Annotated in this window: 13 protein-coding genes and 1 tRNA gene; 6 read left to right on the top strand and 8 right to left on the bottom strand. The window is 46.7% G+C overall.

Features of this window, described 5'->3' with window-relative positions; all coding sequences use genetic code 11:
• Positions 1 to 340 precede the first annotated feature (340 nt).
• The 5 genes from AC1RR2_RS14760 to AC1RR2_RS14740 all read right to left on the bottom strand — a co-directional run bounded on the left by AC1RR2_RS14760 (position 341) and on the right by AC1RR2_RS14740 (position 8,725).
• The gene (locus tag AC1RR2_RS14760; RefSeq protein ID WP_493223027.1) at positions 341 to 2,980 is read right to left on the bottom strand and encodes a DUF1631 family protein; all 2,640 of its coding nucleotides are present in this window, start codon (positions 2,978 to 2,980) and stop codon (positions 341 to 343) included.
• Positions 2,981 to 3,040: 60 nt separating this feature from the next.
• Entirely contained in the window at positions 3,041 to 5,614 is a 2,574-nt protein-coding gene (locus AC1RR2_RS14755) for a DNA topoisomerase III (RefSeq protein WP_493223026.1), read from the bottom strand.
• Between the two features lie 321 nt (positions 5,615 to 5,935).
• Entirely contained in the window at positions 5,936 to 6,427 is a 492-nt protein-coding gene (locus tag AC1RR2_RS14750; protein WP_493223025.1) for a Smg family protein, read from the bottom strand.
• 52 nt (positions 6,428 to 6,479) lie between these two features.
• Positions 6,480 to 7,592: a DNA-processing protein DprA gene (gene dprA, locus AC1RR2_RS14745; RefSeq protein WP_493223024.1), complete on the bottom strand. Its 1,113-nt coding sequence runs from the start codon at positions 7,590 to 7,592 to the stop codon at positions 6,480 to 6,482.
• A 35-nt stretch (positions 7,593 to 7,627) separates the two neighbouring features.
• Positions 7,628 to 8,725: a LysM peptidoglycan-binding domain-containing protein gene (locus AC1RR2_RS14740; RefSeq protein WP_493223023.1), complete on the bottom strand. Its 1,098-nt coding sequence runs from the start codon at positions 8,723 to 8,725 to the stop codon at positions 7,628 to 7,630.
• Positions 8,726 to 8,920: 195 nt separating this feature from the next.
• Between AC1RR2_RS14740 and def the strand changes: the two genes are divergently transcribed.
• The 5 genes from def (at position 8,921) to AC1RR2_RS14715 (ending at position 13,793) form a co-directional block, all read left to right on the top strand.
• Complete coding sequence (gene def, locus AC1RR2_RS14735) at positions 8,921 to 9,448, top strand: peptide deformylase (RefSeq protein ID WP_493223022.1); 528 nt, start codon at positions 8,921 to 8,923, stop codon at positions 9,446 to 9,448.
• Positions 9,445 to 10,410: a methionyl-tRNA formyltransferase gene (fmt, locus tag AC1RR2_RS14730; protein WP_493223021.1), complete on the top strand. Its 966-nt coding sequence runs from the start codon at positions 9,445 to 9,447 to the stop codon at positions 10,408 to 10,410. Before def ends, fmt begins: the two co-directional genes overlap by 4 nt.
• Before the next feature lie 334 nt (positions 10,411 to 10,744).
• Positions 10,745 to 11,779, top strand: a complete 1,035-nt coding sequence (locus AC1RR2_RS14725; protein ID WP_493223020.1) for a transporter — start codon at positions 10,745 to 10,747, stop codon at positions 11,777 to 11,779.
• Complete coding sequence (locus AC1RR2_RS14720) at positions 11,776 to 12,165, top strand: SirB2 family protein (RefSeq protein ID WP_493223019.1); 390 nt, start codon at positions 11,776 to 11,778, stop codon at positions 12,163 to 12,165. The genes AC1RR2_RS14725 and AC1RR2_RS14720 overlap by 4 nt, the downstream gene beginning before the upstream one ends.
• A gap of 68 nt (positions 12,166 to 12,233) precedes the next feature.
• Positions 12,234 to 13,793 carry an amidase gene (locus tag AC1RR2_RS14715; RefSeq protein WP_493223018.1) on the top strand — a complete coding sequence of 520 codons (1,560 nt, stop codon included), beginning with the start codon at positions 12,234 to 12,236 and terminating at the stop codon, positions 13,791 to 13,793.
• A gap of 89 nt (positions 13,794 to 13,882) precedes the next feature.
• On the opposite strand, the gene AC1RR2_RS14710 is transcribed toward AC1RR2_RS14715, so the two are convergent.
• Positions 13,883 to 15,574 (bottom strand): PAS domain-containing protein, encoded by a 1,692-nt coding sequence (locus AC1RR2_RS14710; RefSeq protein WP_493223017.1) that lies wholly within the window; start codon positions 15,572 to 15,574, stop codon positions 13,883 to 13,885.
• Between the two features lie 224 nt (positions 15,575 to 15,798).
• Here AC1RR2_RS14710 and dinB point away from each other — a divergent pair, with 224 nt between their 5' ends.
• Entirely contained in the window at positions 15,799 to 16,878 is a 1,080-nt protein-coding gene (gene dinB, locus AC1RR2_RS14705) for a DNA polymerase IV (protein ID WP_493223016.1), read from the top strand.
• 18 nt (positions 16,879 to 16,896) lie between these two features.
• On the opposite strand, the gene AC1RR2_RS14700 is transcribed toward dinB, so the two are convergent.
• Together AC1RR2_RS14700 and AC1RR2_RS14695 are read right to left on the bottom strand one after the other, a co-directional pair.
• Positions 16,897 to 16,971 (bottom strand) — tRNA-Arg (locus AC1RR2_RS14700).
• A 338-nt stretch (positions 16,972 to 17,309) separates the two neighbouring features.
• Entirely contained in the window at positions 17,310 to 24,731 is a 7,422-nt protein-coding gene (locus AC1RR2_RS14695) for an Ig-like domain-containing protein (protein ID WP_493223015.1), read from the bottom strand.
• Positions 24,732 to 24,781: the final 50 nt, after the last annotated feature.

Here is a 24,781-nt window from a genome sequence, read left to right as displayed (position 1 = left end):
TCAGCAGCAGAGAAACGAGATTATGCAGCACTTCTAACTTTCCGTCAACCCCCTGTTTTTACTACCGTTTAAATTTTTGTTTCTTCAACTTAATTCAAACATCAGGAAATCATCGAACAACTGCTTGCATACCTACTTATTTCAACCCCGCATTTCTGCGGGAGGCGAACTATAGCAAGCCTTACTTCTTTTTGGCAAGTCTTATTTGGATAAACTGAATAAATCATATAAATCCTCCACTTGAGTTGGTCGCTATTTAGATCACAACCCTCACTACAAAAGAAAGGCGCTCCGCAAGCGGAGCGCCTTTCAAGATAAATGCTGACAATTTAATTAGTATCTACTTTGCAGCCTCAAGCAAGTCGGCAGATTTCAACAAGGACTGAACCGCGCGTTCAAACAAAGGCTCCGTTTCCAAAAATTTCACCCGTCCATGCGCAATCATACGGCGAAACATTCTTACACTGACCATGGATGGTTGCTCCTGTCCATCCAGCGTAAGAATTAGGTTCGTCAATGCCGGATCGATCCAATTCAATTTACCTTGACCGGGTTCGCCGCCCAAATTAATTTCAACCGCTACGCCCGTTTTCAATTGCTCCATGACCAAATCAATACCGTTGTCTGCCGCTTTTTGCTCTTCATCTGGGCTTTCCTTGGGTAGCTCATGGACATAAACCTGATCCAATAATTGAACCTGGATGTCCAATTCCTTAATAGCATCGTCGAGAAAACGCTTCACACCAGAACTTTCAGGTGTCTTTAGAGCTGCAAAGTTCTCTAAATCAGGATCGGCAAAGAAATTATTAAAATGCTGATGGATCGCGGATAGCGAAGCTTGCTTCTGCAATGTTAGAGAATGATTTAGACGCAAAGACTTGGTGTGCGCGTCGACCAACCAGTTCATTAAGCCCTCTTGCTGAGTGGCATTTAACTTGATGCTTGCCATTCCCTCTTTTAATGTCGTCAAAATTATTGGTAACAATGCCAATAATTGTGAACGCTCTTCTTCGTTCGATTTAGGGATAATGCTCCACAATAAATCAGGAACTAAGAGGCGGAAACGGTGTGCTCGCTTTGCATCTTCTCTATCAGCAAGCTCTAACGCATATACCCAAGTAGTTTCAAAAAAGGTTTGCAAATAAGGATCTATCGTTAAGCCAAGCAAGGCTTCATGTAATTGCGCGGAAGTATGAGCAAAGCGCAGCGTTCTATTTCTCGCGTTTTCTGCCCCTTCAATTGCGTGCTCTGTTTTCTTATCACTGGCACGAAGCTCCTTCGCGATGAAGGCGTCAAATTCATCGAGCATACGAGAGAAAATTTGTGGGTTTTCACTCTCGTCGTGCAGCAAAGTTTCAACAATACGGCAAATCTCTTTCGTAATTTCTATGCCACTAGGGTCAATTTGCTTCAACCCTAAAGAAATTGATCCTATACGATTGACCAAAAGTCGCGCTGGGTGCCCTTTTTGCGTCAGTAAAGTACTGTCTTTGAGCGCGAGCTTTAATACCAAAAATTGCAGGCGCCCGAGTTGCGCACGAATCTCAGCAGGAACTTGCGTATCTCGCAATATGAATTCGAACAGCATAGCGACGATATCTATCGTCATCTGCTCATCAATATTCGATGTCAGCTCGTTTAACGCGCCCCTTTGCTCCAGAATAAGGTTACGTACCTCTCCGGTGCCATCGAACATGTCCGGCCCCGAGGGCGTGAACGTTCTTTGAAAACTGTGAATAGATTTGCTTAGTCCGTGAAAGCCGCTCGATCCTTGCATTCCGATATTGCCATTGATGCCGCCTCCTTGAGTTTCAGCTGCAACGGGAGAACTGCTGGAATTTGCTCCATTTGCGTGTCCAGCATTACCAGGCGTCGTAACAGGAGCAGAGTTCGCAAACAGCATAGAACCCTGCGCTCCGGTGTTTACACTCGATGCCGCAGAACCAGTTGACTGTGCGCCAAAAAACTTTCGAACAGACTCACCAAGCGCCTCACCGTTACGCACCCATGAGAATATGCCCTTAGTTTCCGAATTCGAGCCCGCATTTCCTGCCGGGATATTCACGCGCTTATCGAATGCGTCATTTTCCGATTGCAGCCCGCCCTCTTGCTCTTGATTCGCCTGAGGAGCACCCGAACGACCACTTATTAAATTAGAGGCGCGCGACAATGCGGAACTAAAAAACTGCTCCATTTGACTGGTTCGCGGCGCTTGCTGGCGCGCGGAGCCACGATGTGCGGAACCACGGGATGAGTTGAATGCATCCTCCTCAAGTTCCTCCGGCTCCGAATCTGGCTGGATTGTATTGGTCTCTTCGTGCTGCAGGGTCGATGTTGGCGATTTACGGATTTTTAGTTGAAGCTGAGCTGCAATCCCGTGCTGAGCTAAGTGCAAATTGACTGCGGTATAAATAGCGGGAACGAAGGAGATGAAATTATCGGAAAGGCGCTCAATCAATATATCCGTAAGACTCGGATTAATCTCAAGATTCTCAACCGTAGAAGAAATACATCTCGAGAATAAATAGGGCCGGAACGGGTTTTCACGCTCATTGGTCACCTCTTGCTCGAATAAAATCGCAATACGAATATTTAAATCACGCAATTGCTCTTCAGCTTCACGCCGGAATCGATTGGTGATTTCTTCAATGCGTAAGCCGCCTTCAAACGCAGTAGGATCAATTAGCGTAAGCGATTCCGTATTAAAATTAGCACTAGGCCGGTAGGTACTGTAGGTCGTCTTGAAACTACGCGCCAACAAGTGTTCCATCGTGTTCGTCATTTGCACAATGACGTTATTGCCTTGCTCCACCAATACGGTTCGCGCATCCAAAAAGCGGCCTTGCTCAAGGGATGAATAAGTGTCATCCGCCTTAACAAAAAAATCTTCGATACATCTCGGTACCGTGCGCTGCATAGCCTCGGTGAAACTACGCATAAATTCTGCGCGCGCACTAGTTAATAAAGCACTATGGTCCATACATCCTCTATGTGAACAAACCAGCGCCCGACACCAATATACCGCTAAGACGGTATTTGGTTAGGCGGTTTTCTTCTTTCGTGCTGTCACTTTCTTTACTGGCACTTCAGTTGCAGATTCTGCTTTTGCTTTCGTAGCGGTTTTTGCTACTGGTTTAGCTTTGCGTTCCTCGAATTCAAAACTAGTTTTCCCATCCTTGCCTCTTACCAAAAAGGCTTTAAACGGACGACGGGTTCTTTGCGAAATAAATCCAGGCAATAAGTCAGTTTTACCCTCAACCAATAATTTGCGCATCTGCTCCGGCAAAATTTCTTGCTGCAAAATAATCCGCCCACTTCTAAAATCACAGGCCTTAGGTTTAGCCACAGATTTTTCGCAGACATAGGCCAAGCCAAGTTCATACACATTGCTGCCACATTTTGGACATGCTCCCAGCACTTGCGCCTGAGTAAAGTCATGATCCTCGCCCTCTTCGCCATCATCCTGATTCTGTCCAAAATCGAATTCTAGCTTGAGATTATTGATATCTTCATCCCGCACAATCTTCAAAATTGCCGCGAATGGACGTCCCATCTTAGAGCGAAATCCTTGTAACGGTCCAATTTCGCGTTTACTTAAGAGCTCCTCGACTTCCACCACTTCAAACTGACGACTGCCAGGTGTCTTACTCATAGAGAATTCACACTTAGTACAAGCAAAACGACGATAGTTCTCTTTGATCACGCCACCACAATTAGGGCAAGGCGTATGCAAGGTCGCATAATCGCCAGGTATCGTATCGTTATTAAATTCTTTTGCGCGCTTTACAATGATCTGCGTCATCTGCGCGATCTCACGCATAAACTCTTCACGGGTAATCTTGCCACGTTCCATTTGTGCAAGTTTGTTTTCCCAGCCACCGGTTAACTCTGGCGAAGTTAGCTCATCAACACCGAGACCGCGCAATAGCGTCATTAATTGAAACGCCTTAGCGGTAGGGATTAATTCTCGGCCTTCACGCAACAAATATTTTTCATACAACAAGCCTTCGATAATCGCCGCACGCGTTGCAGGCGTTCCCAGTCCTTTTCCGGACATCGCCTCACGCAACTCTTCATCATCAATCAACTTGCCAGCGCCTTCCATAGCGGATAACAAAGTTGCCTCCGAGTATCGTGCAGGCGGTTTGGTGACCAAACCATTGGCGACAACTTTTTCGGTTTTGACTTTTTCGCCTTTTGCAACCGCAACCAGATTGCCTTTATTTTCAGGATCGGTTTCATCCTGGGCTTCTTTACCGTAAATCGCCAACCAACCAGGATTGGTCATGACTTTACCTTCAGTCTTAAACTGATGCCCAGACACTTCTGTTATCCGCGTTGTTACCTGATACTCGGCAGCAGGAAAAAACACCGCCATAAAACGGCGTGTCACCAAGTCATACAGCTTTTGCTCAGGTTCAGACAAATTCTTAGGAATATGACCAGTCGGAATAATCGCAAAGTGATCACTGATCTTGGTGTTGTCAAAAATACGTTTATTCGGTTTAACCCAATTATTGTTCAGAATTTTCGCAGCGAATTGCTGGAAATTATTGATTTCACTAATTTTGCTTAAAGCCTCTTTCACCGACGGCAGATAATCTTCCGGCAAATGACGCGAATCGGTACGCGGATAAGTTAACACCTTATGCTTTTCGTACAACGCCTGGGCCAGGCCTAAAGTATTTTTCGCAGAAAAACCAAACTTCGAGTTCGCCTCACGTTGCAGACTAGTCAAATCGAAGAGCGCTGGTGCCATTTGGGTTGCGGGCTTAGACTCTTCGGTAACATTACCTTGCTTGGTACGGCATGCTGCAACGATAGATTCTGCGGCTGCTTTACTCCACAGACGTTCTGCCTTCTTTTCAGGATCAGTCTCCTCCTTTTTAAATTGGTGATCTAACCAACGGCCTTCATAAATACCGGCAGCACAAACAAACTCCGCCCGCACCTCCCAAAAATCTCTGGGAACGAAGTTCTTAATTTTTTCTTCTCGCTCAACGACGATAGACAATGTCGGGGTTTGTACCCGTCCCACCGTAGTCAGATAAAAACCACCTTCTTTGGAGTTGAATGCAGTCATGGCACGAGTGCCATTGATACCAATTAGCCAGTCGGCCTCGGAACGGCAACGCGCAGCGTCAGCCAGCGGCAGCATTTCTTCATCGCTGCGCAATTTTTTGAAACCGCTACGAATCGCGTCAGCGGTCATTGATTGCAACCATAGACGCTTGATTGGTTGCTTGGCTTTCGCATGTTGTGCTATTAAACGAAAAATCAATTCCCCTTCGCGGCCCGCGTCACATGCGTTAATTAAGGCGGAGACATCTTTGCGTTTTATAAGTTTATTCAGCACCTTCAGGCGCGACTCTGTCTTGGCAATAGGATTCAAGGCAAAATGCGGCGGAATCATAGGCAAATGCGCAAACGTCCATTTTCCACGTTTAACGTCATATTCTTCCGGTACTGCGATTTCCAACAAATGACCGACGGCTGAAGACAAAACATACTCGTCAGATTCAAAATAATCATCGTGCTTGGTGAAACCACCCAAGGTTTTTGCGATGTCATTCGCTACCGAGGGCTTCTCGGCGATGATGAGGGTTTTTGTCATAGTTGAGCTTCTAATTTTAGAATTTTGTTATGAAGTTTGATTGCGACACTTGGCGAACACACGAATCAATGATTTCACCAGTTTGGATACTGATTATTCCACTCAATCGGGAACTATTTACATCGTCAACGGTGATGGGCTGCCAGGCAAACATACGATTCGCTTAAGCTGACTTATTAAATTATCTCCAAGCCATACTGTAAGAAAAGCGCTATATATTAGCGGGGAATAATAAACGGAATGAATCATCAACTGCAATAGAAGCACGTTATTTGCCACAAATAAACGAAAAATACTGTTAAAACCTGTATTTTGATGGCACTAGTGTAGCAAACGCGGTTCACTTTCATGATTTGATAATAATAAATCATCAAATTTCAAGATATCGAGTTCCGCGCCCTGACTCCAAAGCACCATCAAGACCACGACCTTTAGCTTATCTAAAGCGACCGGCGCATCATCCAGCGCCATGGCGCGCTCAATAACCACTTCGCGTTGTTGTATATTAAGCAAATTAGCATTTTCCAGATAATGTAAAAAACCAATTGCAGTAACACCCAAACAACTACTCTCATGCTCGGTAAAAACACGAAATCCTGCGTTTAACGGAATTTCAATACTTGTTTCATCTAAACCAATTTCATAAGCCTGTGGCTTCGTTGCATTCGCCAAGGCACTCAACCAATCAAGTGCCTCCACAATTTCTTCATCATCGAAGCCTACTGCCGATAGCTTCTTCGCTAAAACGATAGAGTCAGGGCAGGTTTCCGGTCGATAGTAGGTTTCATACAGATAAACAAGAATATCAAACATAAATACTTCAAATCAAAAATAGACGATGTTAATTTTTTCTGAGTCAGCAAACTTAATCCGGACTATGCAGGCGTTGAAGTAGTCCGCTTGCTAACACTTCTATCTTGCCGTGCAACTCCAACTCAAGTAATTGAGCGGACAATTCGTGGATACTTAGATCACTCCGTGTCATCAAGACATCCATGTGCACCGGATCATACCCGATTATCGAAAGCAGCTCATGCTCAGGCGCAATTTCTGGTGTCGACGAAACGATGGGCAATTTTGACTCAGGACCGCTGAGAACTTGTATCTCATCCAAAATATCTTGAGCCGTTTCTACCAGCTTTGCACCTTGCTTAATCAGCTGGTGACAACCTTTTGCCAAAGGCGAGTGAATCGACCCGGGTATCGCAAATACGTCCCGCCCTTGCTCTGCCGCCATTCGGGCAGTAATCAGAGATCCGGATTGCGCCGCAGCCTCAATTACTAAGACTGCTTGTGAAAGCCCAGAAATAATACGATTACGTCTTGGAAAGTTACTGGCAATTGCAGGCGTTGCTAAGGCATATTCACTCACTATGCAAGCTTGCTCCGCAATCTGATGTGCCAAAGCACGATTTCGTGCTGGGTATACAATATCAGCGCCCGTTCCTATCACTGCGATAGTTGATCCCTGACCTCGTAAAGCTCCCTGATGAGCTGCCGCATCAATTCCTGCAGCGAGTCCCGAGCAGACGGTCAAACCCGCATGACTTAAATGTTCTGAAAATTTTTCTGCATTCTGAACACCCTGTGCTGTGGCATTACGACTGCCAACAACAGCGACTCCCGGCACCGCAAGTAATTCGATACGCCCCTTAAGGTATAACATCAAGGGCGGATCAGGGATAGTCAACAAATTGGACGGGAAGCATGCGTCTGCTAATGTGAGTACATGATTACCAGTTTGCTGTAACCACTGCTGGGTCAACTCAATTTGCGCCTTTAACGCATCATCTGGCTCTTGCAGTATCAAGCGTGCAATGCGCGCCGGCACTTGAGTCTGCAATGCGGCAAATTCTGTCTGAAATATTTGCGATGGTAAGCCGAAAGCAGCGAGCAACTTACGTGCCGTTTCGTTTCCGATACCCGGGATCTGCAATAAATGCAGCCAATCTATCCAATCGAGTTCATCACTTTGCATCACTAGGCAGTTTATCTTGCTGTCATAAATGAAACTTATTTCTCTGGAGTGCGAACAATATCACCGACGTTCACCACGTCAGTCACCTGCATCACCAAACCATATGAAATGTTCTTAAATACACGGAAAATAAATAACTGCCCATACATTTCATCGGGCAAACGTATGGGTTTTTTATCATTGGTTTTGTCTGGGATGACCTGACCATAGCGACCGAGTTCCAGAACCGTGCCAACATCAATGCCCATGCTCGAACCACGATTAATACTCACTATGTTATTTTGACCCGCCACGCTAACTCCGCCATACACGGCAATCACCCGTGCCTTTACTTCTTTTTCCTGACTATGGGGAACGTAATTGGTAATGGGCGTTGGCGGAATTGGCACCAGACGATCACCTATCCCCATTTCTTCTTTGGAAGAGACCACTGTAAAAGTATCAACGCCATCCGCGGTTTTTGCAGTACGTTCTAATTTAACAGTCCCGATATACACGGCTTCATAACCGATGATTTCTTTAGTATCAGGATCTTTCAATGCAACGCCAGGACGAAATACCTGAAATGAAGTGCCATTCTTCAGATCGCCACGGACATAAACTTTATCACCCTTAACTAAATAAACCCGTCCTTCTTGCGCTGCCACTATACGTGGCGTATTCGCGAATTCTTCTTTTTCAATGATGAGTGGTTGAGACAAGTAAGGCTCAATCAAATTATTTGGAATGGCAGGGATCGCGTTTGCGCCCTCTATCCCCATACTACGAATTTGTGGCGTCAGTTTTGAAATACCTGTAGCCGCCCCATCGAGCGGATTTGCCAAACGCAAACGACCATTTACACGGTCAAAATAGACTATTTGATTAGGATAAATCCAGTGCGGATTGCGAATTTCGTCCTTGTTCATGCCCCAGACTTCAGGCCAACACCATGGATTTTGTAAAAATTTACCGGAAATTCCCCACAAAGTGTCGCCTTTTGCCACAACATGTTTATCTGGCGCATTTGGTAAGAATTGGCATTTATTGCTCAATGCTGAAGGTGCTGTGTTTACTGTTTCCTGTGCCACGGCTGTCATTGAAAGCGTGAGAGGAAAAGTCAAAGCGAGGGCGATTGTGCTAAACTTTTTCATGAATTTTTCCGATGCAGGTAGCTGATTCTAGGGAATGGCGCGCCTCTATCCTCTGCCGAAGTGATACTGCTTTATTTCGCCTGGATGATGTTGCTCTTGCCAAACTTACCAAATTGAATCAAATTCTGCCCATAAATCCTTGAACTAGCAAGAGAAACCGCAATCTGGCGCCTCTCGTTTGTTGTGAATTGTCTTATGTCTATACTTAATATTCTTCGTTATCCCGATCCACGCTTGCATAAAATCGCTAAGCCAGTCACCGTTTTTGATGAGCGCCTGAAACAATTAGTCGCTGATATGGCAGAAACCATGTATGACGCCCCGGGCGTTGGCCTGGCCGCATCGCAAGTCGATGTGCATGAGCAATTAGTCGTTATTGACACCTCAGAGGACAATTCCGAGTTACGCGTTTTCATCAATCCAGAAATCATTTGGGAGAGTCCTGAGCGCAAAGTCTATGATGAAGGCTGCCTTTCGGTACCGGGTATCTATGACGGCGTCGAACGTCCCGCCGAAGTTAAAGTGCGAGCTTTAGATATCGATGGCAAAGTTTTTGAATTGCATGCTGATGGCCTTCTGGCCGTTTGCATACAGCACGAAATGGATCATCTGAAAGGTAAAGTTTTCGTCGAATACTTGTCTCCTATGAAGCGCAATCGCATCAAAACCAAGATGTTGAAAGAAGAGCGCGAACTCAAACAAAAACAGAATGCTCGCCGATGAAAGTTATTTTCGCAGGCACACCTGAATTTGCCGCCACCGCCCTAAAAGCCATCCTTGATGCCGGTTTCGAAGTACCTTTGGTGTTGACCCAACCTGATCGCCCAGCAGGTCGTGGCATGCAATTACACGCTTCTGCGGTCAAACAACTCGCTTTAGTCCATAACATACCGGTTGCTCAACCGATTTCCTTGCGACTCGACGGCAAATATCCCGAAGTGGCGGCGGACGCTCACGAATTACTGCGCAATACGCCACACGACGTTATGGTGGTAGCCGCTTATGGCTTAATCTTGCCACTCTCATGTTTGCAAATACCTCGCTTGGGATGTTTGAATATTCACGGTTCGTTGCTCCCGCGTTGGCGTGGTGCTGCTCCTATACATCGGGCGATTGAGAGTGGCGATACGGAAACTGGCATTACTATCATGCAGATGGAAGAGGGATTAGACACCGGACCTATGCTATTAAAACGCAGTTTAGCTATTCTCGAACAAGACAGCACTGCCACATTACACGATAAGCTCGCCGAATTAGGCGGTCAAATGATCGTAGACGCCTTGCGACAATTAGGTGCAGGTCCACTAGTCGCAACCGTGCAACCGGAAGCGGGCGTGAGCTACGCGGCAAAAATCAGCAAGGAAGAAGCCGCCCTCGATTTTAATTTGCCGGCACAGGTGATAGCACGCAAGATACGCGCGTTCAACCCTTTCCCTGCCGCGCATGGCAGTATCAACAACACCATCATCAAATTCTGGCGGGCTGAAATTGTCGCAGGCGAAACCGATAAAACAAGTGGCACTATTATCGAAGCATCCGGGCAGCAAGGGGTATTAATTGCATGCGAAGGCGGTAAATCTCTTGTACGCGTATTGGAGTTACAAAAACCTGGCGGCAAACGTCTACCTGCGCAAGAGTTCTTACAAGGATTTCCGCTACAAGCTGGACAGATCTTTCAAGGATAGGCCTGACCTTCACCTGCACTGCTAAAGTTAAGTGCTAAGTTAAGTGCCATACCGCTCAACGCCGAGACGCTCAGTCGCCGAAAAAAACGAAAGCCGGCAAAAGGTTTCTCTAAGCTCTTTCGCGAGCTTTGCGCCTCGGCGTTGTGGGTTTTAAATCATCATCTTTAACTTAATGGTTTTGCCACATATCCGACCTGTCTATCCAAGCACAAAGCAAGCCGACTCAAATTCGGTGCTATACGCTGCATTCCGTTGCTCCCAGCACCGATCTAATTTGTCACATTGCCATCACCAAGGCGCATTACAATAGCCGCTACTAAACCCAGGTGATGCGATGGACAAAATAGCTGACAGAGAACATTTATCTTATGGCGCCGATCAGTCGGGATTAATTTGCGGCTATTTATTTGAAAATCAGCAAGCCGGACAGCTACTACATACCAAGCAAGTGCTCGATTACTTACGCCAGCCCCAAGCAATGGAGCGTCAGAGTTTTCTATGGCTGCATTTCAATCTAAGCCATGCTGCAACAGAAAAATGGTTGCATGAGCACACCGCATCACCCGAAGAATTTTACGAAACCCTGCATCAAGGCTCACGTTCGACCCGGATAGAACACGCTGATCAACACCTGATCGCCGTGGTCAACGACGTATTGCATGATTTCAGTTTTGACCCGTCGGACATTGCAACCCTATGGCTCAACGTCAGTCGTAACTTGATGATTAGCGCCAGACGCAAACCCTTAAAATCGGTCGACCATTTGCGCAATGCGGTCAACGCGGGTGAAATCTTTCAATCTCCTATGGAGCTATTGACGCATTTACTACGCGATCAGGCTGATGTGTTGACAGGTATCGTGCGTAATGCCATCACCAAGATTGACGATGTCGAAGATCATTTGTTAGCCGATCGTTTAAATAAAAAACGCAGCAATCTGGGGGAACTACGACGCCTGCTGGTTCGCCTGCAACGCTTGTTAGCACCAGAACCAGCCGCCCTATTTCGCCTCTTGCAAAAACCACCTGAATGGATGGCTGAAAACGACGTGCATGAATTGCGTCAATCCACAGAGGAATTTTCGGTCGTATTAAGCGATATGGCATCACTACAAGAGCGTATCAAATTACTGCAAGAAGAAATCGCCGCGCATGTAAATGAACAAAACAATCGCTCGCTTTTCGTGTTGACCATCGTGACCGTACTGGCTCTACCTATCAATATCATAACAGGCTTGATGGGCATGAATGTTGGCGGCATCCCTTGGGCGCAAAACGAAGCAGGCTTTTGGATTATTATTGCCATCATCGCCAGTATTACCGTTGTCGCCGCATGGCTCGCATTTAAACCTAAGGATAGAGATCGATGAACAGTTACCTAGGGCTAAAACATTTACACATGACTTGCGTGGCATTAAGTGGCAGCTTGTTTGTTTTGCGTTTTATTTGGCGCTTGCAAGCGTCTTCCTTGCTACAAAAGAAATGGGTCAAAGTCACACCACATATTATTGACACTTGCCTACTCCTAAGCGCCATAGCGCTTGCCTTTATTGCAGGCATCAACCCACTTGCACAAACCTGGTTGGCTGCGAAAATAATTGCACTTGTGTTCTACATCGTATTGGGCACTTTTGCCATCAAACGAGCCAAAAGCAAAGCGGGGCAAATCATCAGTTTTATACTGGCTGGATTGATGTTTGGCTACATCATACTAGTCGCAGTCAGCAAACAAGCGCTGCCATTTGTACCGACTTAAATCCAGATTCAAGTATCAATAAGAGTCACACTAACAAAAATTAAAATCCATTTGTATCAGGAGACAATATGAAGAACACCAGCAAACTCATCATCGCCGCCAGCCTTAGCAGCATTCCTTATGCGCATGCTCAATCAAGTCAACCCAGTATTCAAAGCACACAAGATTTAACCGCGATCGCCCAACAGTATCAACAAGGTAAAACCACGGCGGTAGAACTACTCAAAACCTACCAAGCGCGCACTAGCCAACTCAATCCACAACTCGCAGCCGTAACTGCGGTACGCAAAGCAGCAATGCAAGACGCCGAAGCAGTTGATAGACAAGCACGTCCAGAATCTAATCCAAGCTTAAGCTTACGAGGTCTGCCCTTGATGGTTAAAGACAATATTGCAGTCCAAGGCATGGTCACAACAGCAGGTTCCTTAGCACTGGCCGACAACATGGCCAGTAGCGATGCCACCATCGTACAAAAATTACGCGCGGCGGGTGCCATCATTGCGGGCAAGACCAATCTGAGTGAATGGGCAAATTTTCGCTCTACCAAGTCCAGCAGTGGCTGGAGTAGCGTAGGCGGACAAACCCGCAATCCTTACAATACAAGTAAAAGCCCTTGCGGCTCCAGCTCTGGTTCTGGCGCAGCCGTGGCGGCACGCATGATACCCGCGGCCATCGGCACTGAAACTGATGGCTCCGTGGTATGCCCGGCCGCCGTCAATGGTTTAGTGGGCTTAAAACCGACATTAGGGCTGGTCAGCCGCAACGGCATCATTCCACTCAGTCATAGCCAGGACACTGCAGGTCCTATGACCCTAAGTGTCAGAGATGCGGCCTTGATCATGAACGCCATCGCCGGCTCAGATGCAGCAGATCCGGCCACCAAAGAGGCCGATAAATTGCGCGCCAAAGACTACACTGCGGGTTTAAATCCGAATGCCCTAAAAGGTAAACGTCTCGGCGTGGTGACTAAAATGTTGGCAGGCTACGACAAGCGAACTTTGGCCTTATTCAAACAGAGCTTGGATATCTTAAAAGCACAAGGTGCCATCATTATTGAGCAAGTTGAGCTAGGCAATTTAGAACAAGCAGAGAAAGATGAATTTGCTGTCTTGCTTTATGATTTCAAAGCTGACTTAAATCAGTATTTGAGTGCCACACCCGCCACCGTTAAGTCTCGCTCACTGGCCGACATCATGCAATTTAATAAGGCAAACGCGAAGCAAGTCATGCCGCATTTTGCCCAAGAAATCATGGAATTGGCGCAAGCCAAAGGGCCTTTGACCGATGCCGATTATATTCAGGCTAGTACCCGCGCTAAAAAACTGACCGGCGTAGAAGGAATAGACGCTGCTCTAAAAAAACATCAATTGAATGCATTGATCGCACCGACCACCGGACCGGCCTGGGACATCAATTACAAAAAAGGCGATGTGATTGCAGGTAGCTCAAGTTCACCAGCCGCGATTGCGGGCTATCCGCATTTAACAGTGCCTATGGGATTGGTACAAGGTTTGCCAGTCGGTATCTCCTTCTTCGCGGGTGCGTGGAGTGATGCCAGCTTGCTTAATATGGGTTATGCCTTTGAAGTAGCACGCCCTGCTTTGCCCGCGCCACGTTTGCGCAAATAAAATTGAGCTCAATTTGAGAGATGACAATTGAGTTGCGTTATTTAAGTAGGTGACGCAACTCAATTCTGCTTGGTCCAGCCTAATTCAATTTAATTTGTCACAGGCTCAGACAAGACTTCCACCATCCACACCGTCGTATCCGCAAACTGCTCCAAAGGCAGTACCCTTCCTATCAGGCGCGCCTGGAAATTTTTACCATCAGCACGCTTCAGCGAGCAAAACACTTCGGCTGGAGAGTCGGTCTGCAAACGCTTAGCAATTTGATCGCGCAATTTCTGGTACGCCTCTTCATTTTCGAGCATAGTTAAGACCGAGACTGTCAGCATGTCTTTCGCATCACGATATGCAAAAATCTGTGCCGACATAGGATTGGCTCGCATGATCTTATCCTTGTGTACCAACATAATACCGACAGGCGTATGAGCAAATAAAATTTCCAATTCACTCGCCAGTTTTTTATAGCGATCTCGACCTGAACGCAAAATATCTTCGAAATGTCGAATTTCCATCTCATGCTTTTTTCGTTCGGTGATATCAACATGGGTGCCCAACATCCGCACCGCACGACCATTTGCGTCCCACTCGACTACGCTACCTATCGACAACAACCAACGCCAATCACCATTTTTGGCTCGTAATCGAAACTCTGCCTGGAACGGAATTTTCCCCTGCGACTTGAAATGCTGCTGGTAAGCATTCTTTAGACTCATAGCATCGTCAGGATGCAAGCCATCCAACCAAAAATATTGCCAGAATTTTTCAGTATGCTTATGGTAGTCTGCAGGCAAGCCCAATACCTCCGCATATTCAGGACTAAATTGTCCCTGCCCGCTGGGGATATGAATATCGTAAGAACCAAGTTTTATGCATTTCAAGGCAGTATGAATCCGCGTATCGGCAGCATGCGTGTGTTGTTCAAGAAATTTACGTTCACTGATATCGACTAAAAAACCATGCCAAATCACGCTGCCATCAGGCTGCTTGGTCGGATAAGCCTCACCTGATAAGTGTCGTTCACCTTGCTTCAACACGATGCGGTAATTGAGATGCCAGATCTGCAAAGTTTGGGCAGAATATTTCATGGCTTCGCGCAAGTGCTCCAGGTCATCGGGATGTACTTGGGCGAACATAGGCGCTGCATTATCCTGTACCTCGCTCGCAGGTACCCCATGTACATAGGCGATAGCGTCACTAGCGTAAGGAAGACAACAACGTCCACCAGGGAATCGCTGAAATTGATAGAAGAAAATTTTCGGCAGCTCGCGTGACAAATTCTCTAAGACCTGTTGCCCGCGTTGATAATTCTGTCCCGCAGTATTTGATACAGGTAATGCCACCGGTAATGCGGCCAAAGTGCCCTGCATACGCAAGGCCTTATTTGTTTCGCTTTTCGCCAACACCACGCCACGAGCGCGCACCCACTTCCAACTTCCGTCATTACACAACATCCGGTATTCATCCTGAAATTGTGCGCTACGTCCATCCACACAGGCACGCATCGCTTGCATCGCAGATTTCACATCGTCGGCATGAATCCGGCTGAACCATTCATCAATATGGCTGCCCCAGTCGCCCGCTGGATAACCGAGCAAATTTTGTATGCTGGAAGAAAAGGACATTTGATTATCCACAATATTCCATACCCAGATAGACTCGCCAAACAATTGTAAGAGCTGGTTCGCATCCAAGGCTTGTACCTCTTTATCACCTGGTATTAACTGACCGAGTAATGCGGACTTACCAGTATCAGTATTGGCAAATGGATTCGAGGAAGCGGACATAGTAGGGCAAGTAAAAGTAGATGAACCTGAATTGAGCAACATACTGAACTTGTTTGCTCGCTTTGTCACCCAAGAGTTGACTTGGATTTCCAATTTATTTTCTCATACAAATTAGGCATGTGAAGAATCAAGTGGCGACACTAATAATCTATGACTTAAGTACTAAAAATCCACTAAAATACTGATCAAATAATCAGTACCAAATATCCGCAGCTAAGAATCACATGACTCCTGTACAACGCAAAATCATTCACTGCGACTGCGATTGCTTCTACGCGTCAGTAGAAATGCGTGATGATCCACGTCTGCGAGAACTGCCACTTGCAATAGGTGGTAAAGCCGACCAACGCGGCGTCGTAGCAACCTGCAATTATGTCGCACGCAAATTTGGTATACGTTCTGCCATGCCCACCTCACAGGCTTTGCAACGCTGTCCCGATCTGATCGTCCTGCCACCCACCATGGAAAAATATCGAATCGCATCGCGCCAGATTTTGGCGATTTATCGCGACTACACGGATCTGGTCGAACCTCTCTCTTTAGATGAAGCGTTTCTCGATGTCAGTACCTCAAGGCAACATCAAGGCAGTGCCACCCGCATCGCCCAAGAAATACGCGCTCGTATCGCCAACGAAGTCGGCATCACCGCTTCAGCAGGTGTAGCACCAAATAAGTTTCTTGCCAAAGTAGCCAGCGATTGGAACAAACCTGATGGCATGTATGTGATTTTGCCGGAGCAGGTAACAGCGTTTGTTGCCGCCTTACCCGTGAACAGACTTTTTGGCGTCGGCAAAGTGACCGCTGCCAAATTACAGCAGCTAGGCGTACTCACTTGTCAGGATTTACACGCATGGAGCCTGCCTGATTTACTCCAACAGTTTGGCAAATTGGGGAGTCGTTTATATTCTTTGTGTCGCGGCATTGACGATCGACAAGTACAAGCCAGCTCAGTCAGAAAATCGGTTAGCGTGGAGGAAACTTATACCCGAGACTTAGCTGACTTAAGCGCCTGCTTAAACGAATTACCTATGCTCTATGAGGCCTTATCAAAACAAGTGGAACGCACCAAAACTCAACATCAAATTCACAAATTAAATATCAAGATTCGTTTTAAAGACTTCAAACAAACGACGGTCGAGTGCCGGGCGGATAGTTTAGACAAAGACAAATTTGCTGAATTAATCACCAATGGCTATCAAAGGCGACAATTACCAGTAAGACTATTAGGCTTGGGTATCGGAATCGAAGAGAAAAAAGTTATAGCGCAGCTAGACTTATTTTCTTACAAAGAAGAAGTTCTGTAGAAATACTACTGTTAAGCTTGGTGCGACCGACAGGAATCGAACCTGTATTGCGAGCTTCGGAAACTCGTATCCTATCCGTTGGAAGACGGTCGCGTGTGCAAATGTTTGCAGACCGCTATTGTAGCGGGTTGAAGCTAAATTTGCATATAAGAAAACGGGCTAAATTGAAAATGCAAGCTCGGCTTCCTTTTAGACTCATTTCAACAAGTTAAGAATTAGACAAAATTTTTCATTTTAGGACTTACGCAAAATTGCCCTGGCTAAAGCATGCCCTCGAATGCTTGAATCGGGGCGTGGAGCCGAAGACAGTGCGGTTGCACGGCGAGGTGTACACAACAACGCCAGCGTCTGTTTTGCGTAAGTCCTACATTTATCTAACACCCACTATTGTGTGGACGGCTAAGAAAAACGAGCACTTGTAACGAGCATTTTCAATACAAGTGCATGTCTGAAGCTGAGATCCCGACCAATGTTAAGGCAGCCGACGTATCGGTAGGCGTAATCGCAGCAGCTATCAACATGCCTTGTTCGATAGCGATCGCTCCGGATGCGAACCCCAGCCCCCAATCAATAGCGAATGTCTTAGCCACGGCAATCTTATTATCCAATAGATTCGCCACCCAGCCCCACGTCGCATCGCCTTTAAAGCGATGCGCAGAATCGAGGATTTTTGACACTACAGATCCGCGCGTCTCTGATCCATTCTGCAATCCTCCTGTCCAGTACGCCAAGCCACCTGCATCCGCACCATCACTTCTGCCCAATACATTTCTATAAATCGTGTTGATGAAATCCGCATGACTCATGGTGGACGAGAAACCGGTTAAGGCCGGATATTGAACGCCGGCATTATAAAAACTATTCGCAATTTGATCGGTCGTGTGTCCTCCGTTCATATCGCCTATCCAATAAGCTAAACCATCGGCGTCGGGCACGCGATTAAAGAAGGCCACGTACAATTCGATTAAACGCTGCACATTGGCTTGTGGTGAGCTTACTGCAAGTTTCTGAATGGTCAGATTGACCGTCATATCACCAAATTTCAAAGATTCGATATTCGCGACATCAACGACTTCAGTGAAATCTTTTGAATGGATGGAATAGCCCCAATCAGATTTGCTAACAGAATAATTCGAAAGTTTTTTCTCAAAAATAGCAGTATCGATACCATCGAGGCCATCTAGAAAATCATAACCGCCAAGGCCGGCGAGAACATCATTCCCACCCGCGCCAATAATGTCATTATTGCCCAAGTTACCAACGAGGCTAACGCCTTGGCCACCCCACGACCTTAAATTTTCAATGTATGGAAGTTGTGCAATCGAAAAATCAAAAGGAACAAGAATCGTATCAAGCCCTTCGTTGGCATATTCAATACCACGGTCACCTGGTGTATCGAAATAGAACCAGTCATTGCCTTTACCACCATAGAACACATCGTCGCCCCAATTGGCATTTGCCGGGTCAAAAATATCGTTTCCATCCTTGCCGTACAAAGTGTCATCGCCATAGCCACCATCCAAGGTATCATTCCCCGCACCGCCAACTAAGACATTGTTCGCTTCGTTACCGACCAGGTGAAGATCAACTATGGCCGCAGTCTTAAAATTATAACTGCTGGTGCCGACGTAACTATTACCAGCTAAATCTTTCATGCTGCCGGGCGCGAACTCAATTTTATAGTCGGAACCAGGGGAAAAATCACTGCCTGGATCAATAGTCAAAGTAGAACCCACTATCGATAAATAAGCGCTGTTCTCAGCCAAGTAAGACGCTATCACCGTATTCGTAGCATCTTTTATGAGAATCAGTCCGCTTCCGCGAGCAATAGGCTCGCTAAAAACAAGCACAATATTACTCGAAGGATCAACATCTATTGCCTCATCCGCCGGCGAAAAACTCAGAACGGTTGGCGCAGTTACATCGAGGCCTTGAATAGGGCTAGTCGAATTCGAGGCTTTACTTTCGAGCGTGCCAAAACCATCGGTGTACCTGACGATCAAGTTAATTGTTTTACCAACGTCTGCAAGACCTATCGTATAACTTGCTCCCGTAGCGCCAATAATGTTGATACCGCTACTTTGCCATTGGTAGCCAAACGCACCAAGACCATCTAAATCACTCAAACTGACGATGCTTGTGAGGGTTTCTCCTTGAATTGCGTGCCCTGAAATAGTGACAATTCCTATTGGCAAATCGTTGACATTGGCGACGCCCGCTGTCGCTGCGGAAGTAATCCTTTCTGCGATACCGCGTCCATCTGTATACTTCACCAGCACACTGATGGCCGCACCGACATCATTCTGATTGAGTAAATACGTACTTGCTCTTGCACCGCTAATATCAATTCCTGCTCGTTGCCATTGATATGAAAGCGCTCCGAGGCCATCCGCATCCGCGAGCTTGCTTGTATCTGCCGTTAAAGTCTGTCCCTGTGTCGCAACGCCAATAACACTGACGCTTCCAGAAGGTAAATTATTAGGTGCGGCGATGGTCGTAAAATTGTAGCTGGTTGTGCCAGCATAATTATTTCCAGCAAGATCTTTAATACTGCCTGCTGCAAATTCCACTTTATAACTAGTACCAGAAGCCAGATCCTGACTCGGATCTATGATTAAAGTGTTTCCTGAAATACTCAAGTTACTGCTACCCGCCGCATCGTAAGAGGCGAGCACCGCATTGCTTGCGTTCTTTATGACGATGGTGCCATTGCCTCTTGTGATGGCTTCGTTAAACGTCAGCACAATATTGCTCGACAGTGCGACTGCCGATGCCTCATCTGCTGGCGAGAAACTCAGTACAGTTGGTGCGCTAGTATCTGCATTTTGAATGACACTGCTTGCATTCGAGGTTTTACTTTCGAGGGTGCCGAAACCATCAGTGTATTTCGCAATCACACTCATCGTTTTTCCAACATCACCCAACGCTAGCGTGTAAGTCGAGGCTGTTGCGCCACTAATATTAATGCCGTTACTTTGCCATTGATAGCTAATGACTCCCAGTCCATCGAGGTCGGCCAGCGTATTGCTCGCACTCAGTATTTGCCCTTGAACCGTCGAACCGGAAATCGTTACCGCCCCTGTCGGTAGATCATTAACATTGGCGACGGCTACAGTAGCCACAGAACTGCGACTTTCCAACACACCAAAGCCATCTGTATAGGTCGCCTTAACTGTCATCACTTTACCGACGTCTGCCTGCGTTAAGACGTAGCTGGATGCGGTAGCGCCATTAATATTGACGCCATTACTCTGCCATTGATAGGCAATCACACCAAGGCCATCAAGATCCGTCAAGCTGTTACTTGCGCTGAGGACTTGGCCTTGTGTGGCCGAACCCGAGATAGTCACGACACCTGTCGGTGCATCGTTGACATTTGCAACTGTCGCAGTCGTAGTTGAACTTCTGCTTTCTACGGTACCGAAGCCATCCGTATATTTTGCAATCACGCTCAAGGTCTTTCCAACCTCGGCCTGAGTCAGTGTGTAGTTTGCCGTCGTTGCGCCATTAATATTGACGCCATTACTTTGCCATTGATAGGCAATCACGCCGAGACCATCGAGATCCGTCAAGGTATTACTGGCGCTGAGAATTTGGCCTTGTGTCGCCGACCCCGAGATAGTCACGACACCTGTTGGTGCATCGTTGATATTGGCTATGCTTGCCGTCGCAACTGAAGTGAGGCTTTCTGCGGTACCGCGTCCGTCCGTGTATTTCACCACCAAACTGATCGCTGCGCCGACATCATTCTGATTAAGTAAATACGTAATCCCTGTCGCACCGCTAATATTGCTTCCTGCACGTTGCCATTGATATGACAGAGTTCCGAGTCCATCCGCATCGGCGAGCTTGCTTGTATCTGCTGTTAAAGTTTGTCCCTGTGCTGCAGCGCCGGTAATGCCAATGCTTCCAGAAGGTAAATTATTTGGCGCGGCGATGGTCGTAAAATGGTAGTTGGTCGTGCCAGCATAATTATTTCCGGCGAGATCTTTAATACTACCAGCAGCAAACTCCACTTTATAGCTTGTACCAAAAACCAGATCCTGACTCGGGTCTATGGTTAAAGTGTTTCCTGAAATACTCAAGTTACTGCTACCCGCCGCATCGTAAGAGGCGATCACCGCATTGCTTGCGTTCTTTATGACAATGGTGCCGTTGCCTCTAGTAATGGCTTCGTTAAACGTCAGCACAATATTGCTCGACAGTGCGACCGCCGATGCCTCATCGGCCGGCGAGAAACTCAGTACAGTTGGTGCGCTAGTATCTGCATTTTGAATGACACTGCTTGCATTCGAGGTTTTACTTTCTGCTGTGCCAAAACCATCAGTGTATTTCGCAATCACACTCATTGTTTTGCCAACATCACCCAACGCTAGCGTGTAGGTCGAGGCTGTTGCGCCACTAATATTGATGCCATTACTTTGCCATTGATAGCTAATGACTCCCAATCCATCGAGGTCGGCCAGCGTATTGCTCGCACTCAGTATTTGCCCTTGAACCGTCGAACCGGAAATCGTTACCGCCCCTGTCGGTAAATCATTAACATTAGCGACGGCTGCAGTAGCCACTGAACTGCGACTTTCCACCAGACCAAAGCCATCTGTATAGGTCGCCTTAACCGTCATCACTTTACCGACGTCTACTTGCGTTAAAGTGTAGCTAGATGCGCTTGCGCCATTAATATTGACGCCATTACTTTGCCATTGATAGGCAATCACACCAAGGCCATCAAGATCCGTCAAGCTGTTACTTGCGCTGAGGACTTTGCCTTGTGTGGCCGAACCCGAGATAGTCACGACACCTGTCGGTGCATCGTTGACATTTGCAACCGTCGCAGTCGTAGTTGAACTTCTACTTTCTACGGTACCGAAGCCATCCGTATATTTTGCAATCACGCTCAAGGTTTTTCCAACCTCGGTCTGTGTCAGCGTGTAGTTTGCCGTCGTTGCGCCACTAATATTGACGCCATTACTTTGCCATTGATAGGCAATCACACCGAGACCATCAAGATCGGTCAAGGTATTACTGGCGCTGAGGACTTGGCCTTGTGTCGCCGAACCAGCGATAGTCACGACACCTGCTGGTGCATCGTTGATATTGGCTACTGTCGCAGTCGCTACTGAAGTGAGGCTTTCTGCGGTACCGCGTCCGTCCGTGTATTTCACCACCAAACTGATCGCTGCGCCGACATCATTCTGATTGAGTAAATAGGTATTTCCTGTCGCACCGCTAATATTGCTTCCTGCACGTTGCCATTGATATGACAGAGTTCCGAGTCCATCCGCATCGGCGAGCTTGCTTGTATCTGCTGTTAAAGTTTGTCCCTGTGCTGCAGCGCCGGTAATGCCAATGCTTCCAGAAGGTAAATTATTTGGCGCGGCGATGGTCGTAAAATTGTAGCTGGTCGTGCCAGCATAATTATTTCCAGCAAGATCTTTAATACTGCCTGCTGCGAACTCCACTTTATAACTCGTACCAAAAGCCAGATTTTGACTCGGGTTAATCGTCAGTGTGGCGCCAGAAATATTCAGGTTACTGCTGCTCGCCGCATCGTAAATTGCGATCACGGTATTGCTCGCATCCTTAATGACAACACTGCCGCTGCCTCTGGCGATGGCTTCGTTAAACGTCAGTACAATATTGCTCGACAATGCGACCGACGATGTCTCATCTGCTGGCGAGAAACTCAGTACGGTCGGTGCTGCAATATCGTTGCTTGCTAACAATTGCGCTAGCGAATACATACCGTTCGAAAATTGGATACTTTCAACATTGGTGACATAGTCGATCCCGTCTACGTCCGAGCTAATTACATAGCTTAGTCCCGAATTACTTGTCGTGACCACATACTGCGCTCTTAGTCCAGAAAAATAGGCTATGTCGACTCCAACGCCACCGTCGATCGTATCGCTACCCGCTCCGCCTGTTAGTTTGTCGTTCCCATTTCCGCCAGTCAAACTATCATTGCCTTGAAGTCCAAGTAGTTCATCATCACCACTATTACCGTTGATCAGATTATCCGCAGCATTACCTGATATGTAATCGTTAGCACTACCACCTGTCGCGTTCTCAATGACCGAACCGAAATTGATCGTGATTTGACCAGGTGATGTGATCAATGTTGATTTGGCCCCGATGTAACTCCAATAGCCAGGCTCAAGATATAAGGTAAGCGCTTGACTTAGCGCTGAACCGTTCAAAGTATCGATACCTGCACCATCCCAAATAAAATTGGGCGTCGTTTCACTCAAACTAAAAACGGTATTTTCAGAATTCGCTTGGCTTGATACACCGTAGATGTATTGCAATGATGCGATGTCGAGGGGACTATAGGTTTTGTAATCTGATTTATAGCCATATGAATAACTCATTACAGTCCAACTTTGCACATCCTCAGCGCTAGGAAGAAAAGGGCCAGGGCCCATGCCACCCCACGCGTCAGCCTCGCCGAAAGGATGTTTAAGCCCCAACGAATGCCCGATCTCATGCAAAAGTAGTCGCAGGAATGGTGTCCCATCAATATCTTTGCTAGGACTATCAAAGGCTGCATTAACAATTAATTTATTGCCACTCCAAGAGGAAATCGTACTGGCGTAAGCGGAAGCGCCAGCTGTGTTGGTACTATTTGCCAAGACTATGCTTAATGGGGAATTTGATAGTGCGGTTTCGACAAAATGTACATTAATCAATGCGCTAATATAGTCAAATGCCTTCTTTGCATAGGTGATTTGATCCTCTGTAAAAGCGACAAAAGTATCCTTCTCAGTCTGACTAAACCAAGAAGGTGCCGCTTTCGCAAAGTGATAATAAACAATTCGACTTGCACCAATATCTTCATCTAGAGACTTTACGTCGTAGGTGAGTGCATCAATCCAGTATGGTAATTTTTGCACCCCCGGGGCTAAATTCCAGTGTTCGATACTTGGATTGGGTTTAAGCCAATCAACAAAAATAGTAGCCGTATCGTTGCCAGCTGAGTCAAAGATTCTATCTGTAACACTGCGAATATAGTAAGTGTCATCACCGTCGCCGCCCTGCAAAACATTTTTACCCGAGCCCCCATCAAGTATGTCGTTTCCCGAACCTGCAGTGACATTGTCATTACCATCCCCGCCGTCGATAGTATCGTTTCCATCTCCAGCAAAAACATTATCATTTCCGCCTCCGCCTAGGATCAAATCACCAAGATCATCTCGCACCCAGACGCCTGAACTGCCGCTTATGATATAACCGCTATCAATCCAGTCGTCACCGTCGCCGCCATCAATCGAATCGCGACCGCCGCCACCAACGAGACTGTCACTACCCAGACCACCACTAATGGTATCGCTTCCAGAACCGGCATTAACCGTATCACTACCTTCGCCACCATCAAAATAATCACCTTGGTCGTCAAGCACCCAAATCGCCTTTATCAGATCATATCTCCAACCAGCAGATAATTGATCATCTCCGCTACCGCCATAAAGCGTGTCTGCACCACCGCCGCCCTCTAAGTTATCGTTCCCACCCTGCCCGTCTAATTTATCATCACCTAGACTGCCAGAAATCAGATTCGCAAGTTCGTTCCCCCGAAAGAAATCGGCAGATGGCGTACCGTATATTTGCGTGGTGCCAGTCACATAGCTAAATTGACTGCCGTCAGAAAACACAAAAATCAAGGACGTCAAATCGGCGATATCTGCGCTTTGCGAGCTTAGTGTTAAGCGGGAGCTTGGCCCCTCAAAAATGATCTGACCGTTTAACCAGATAATGTTAAGTTTAGTCGCCGATATCCCATCAATCTGTATCGTATCGCCTGCTTTATAGCTGATCGTTTTATTGCTTGAGGCATTCCAAAGATGTATGGTCATAATGTTTTGAAAAACTAGTATTGGTGAGTAAATTGCTATTCGATCATTCG

The organism is Undibacterium sp. GW821-FHT11H02, from assembly GCF_058808015.1.
This window is presented reverse-complemented; position numbering and strand designations above follow the sequence as displayed.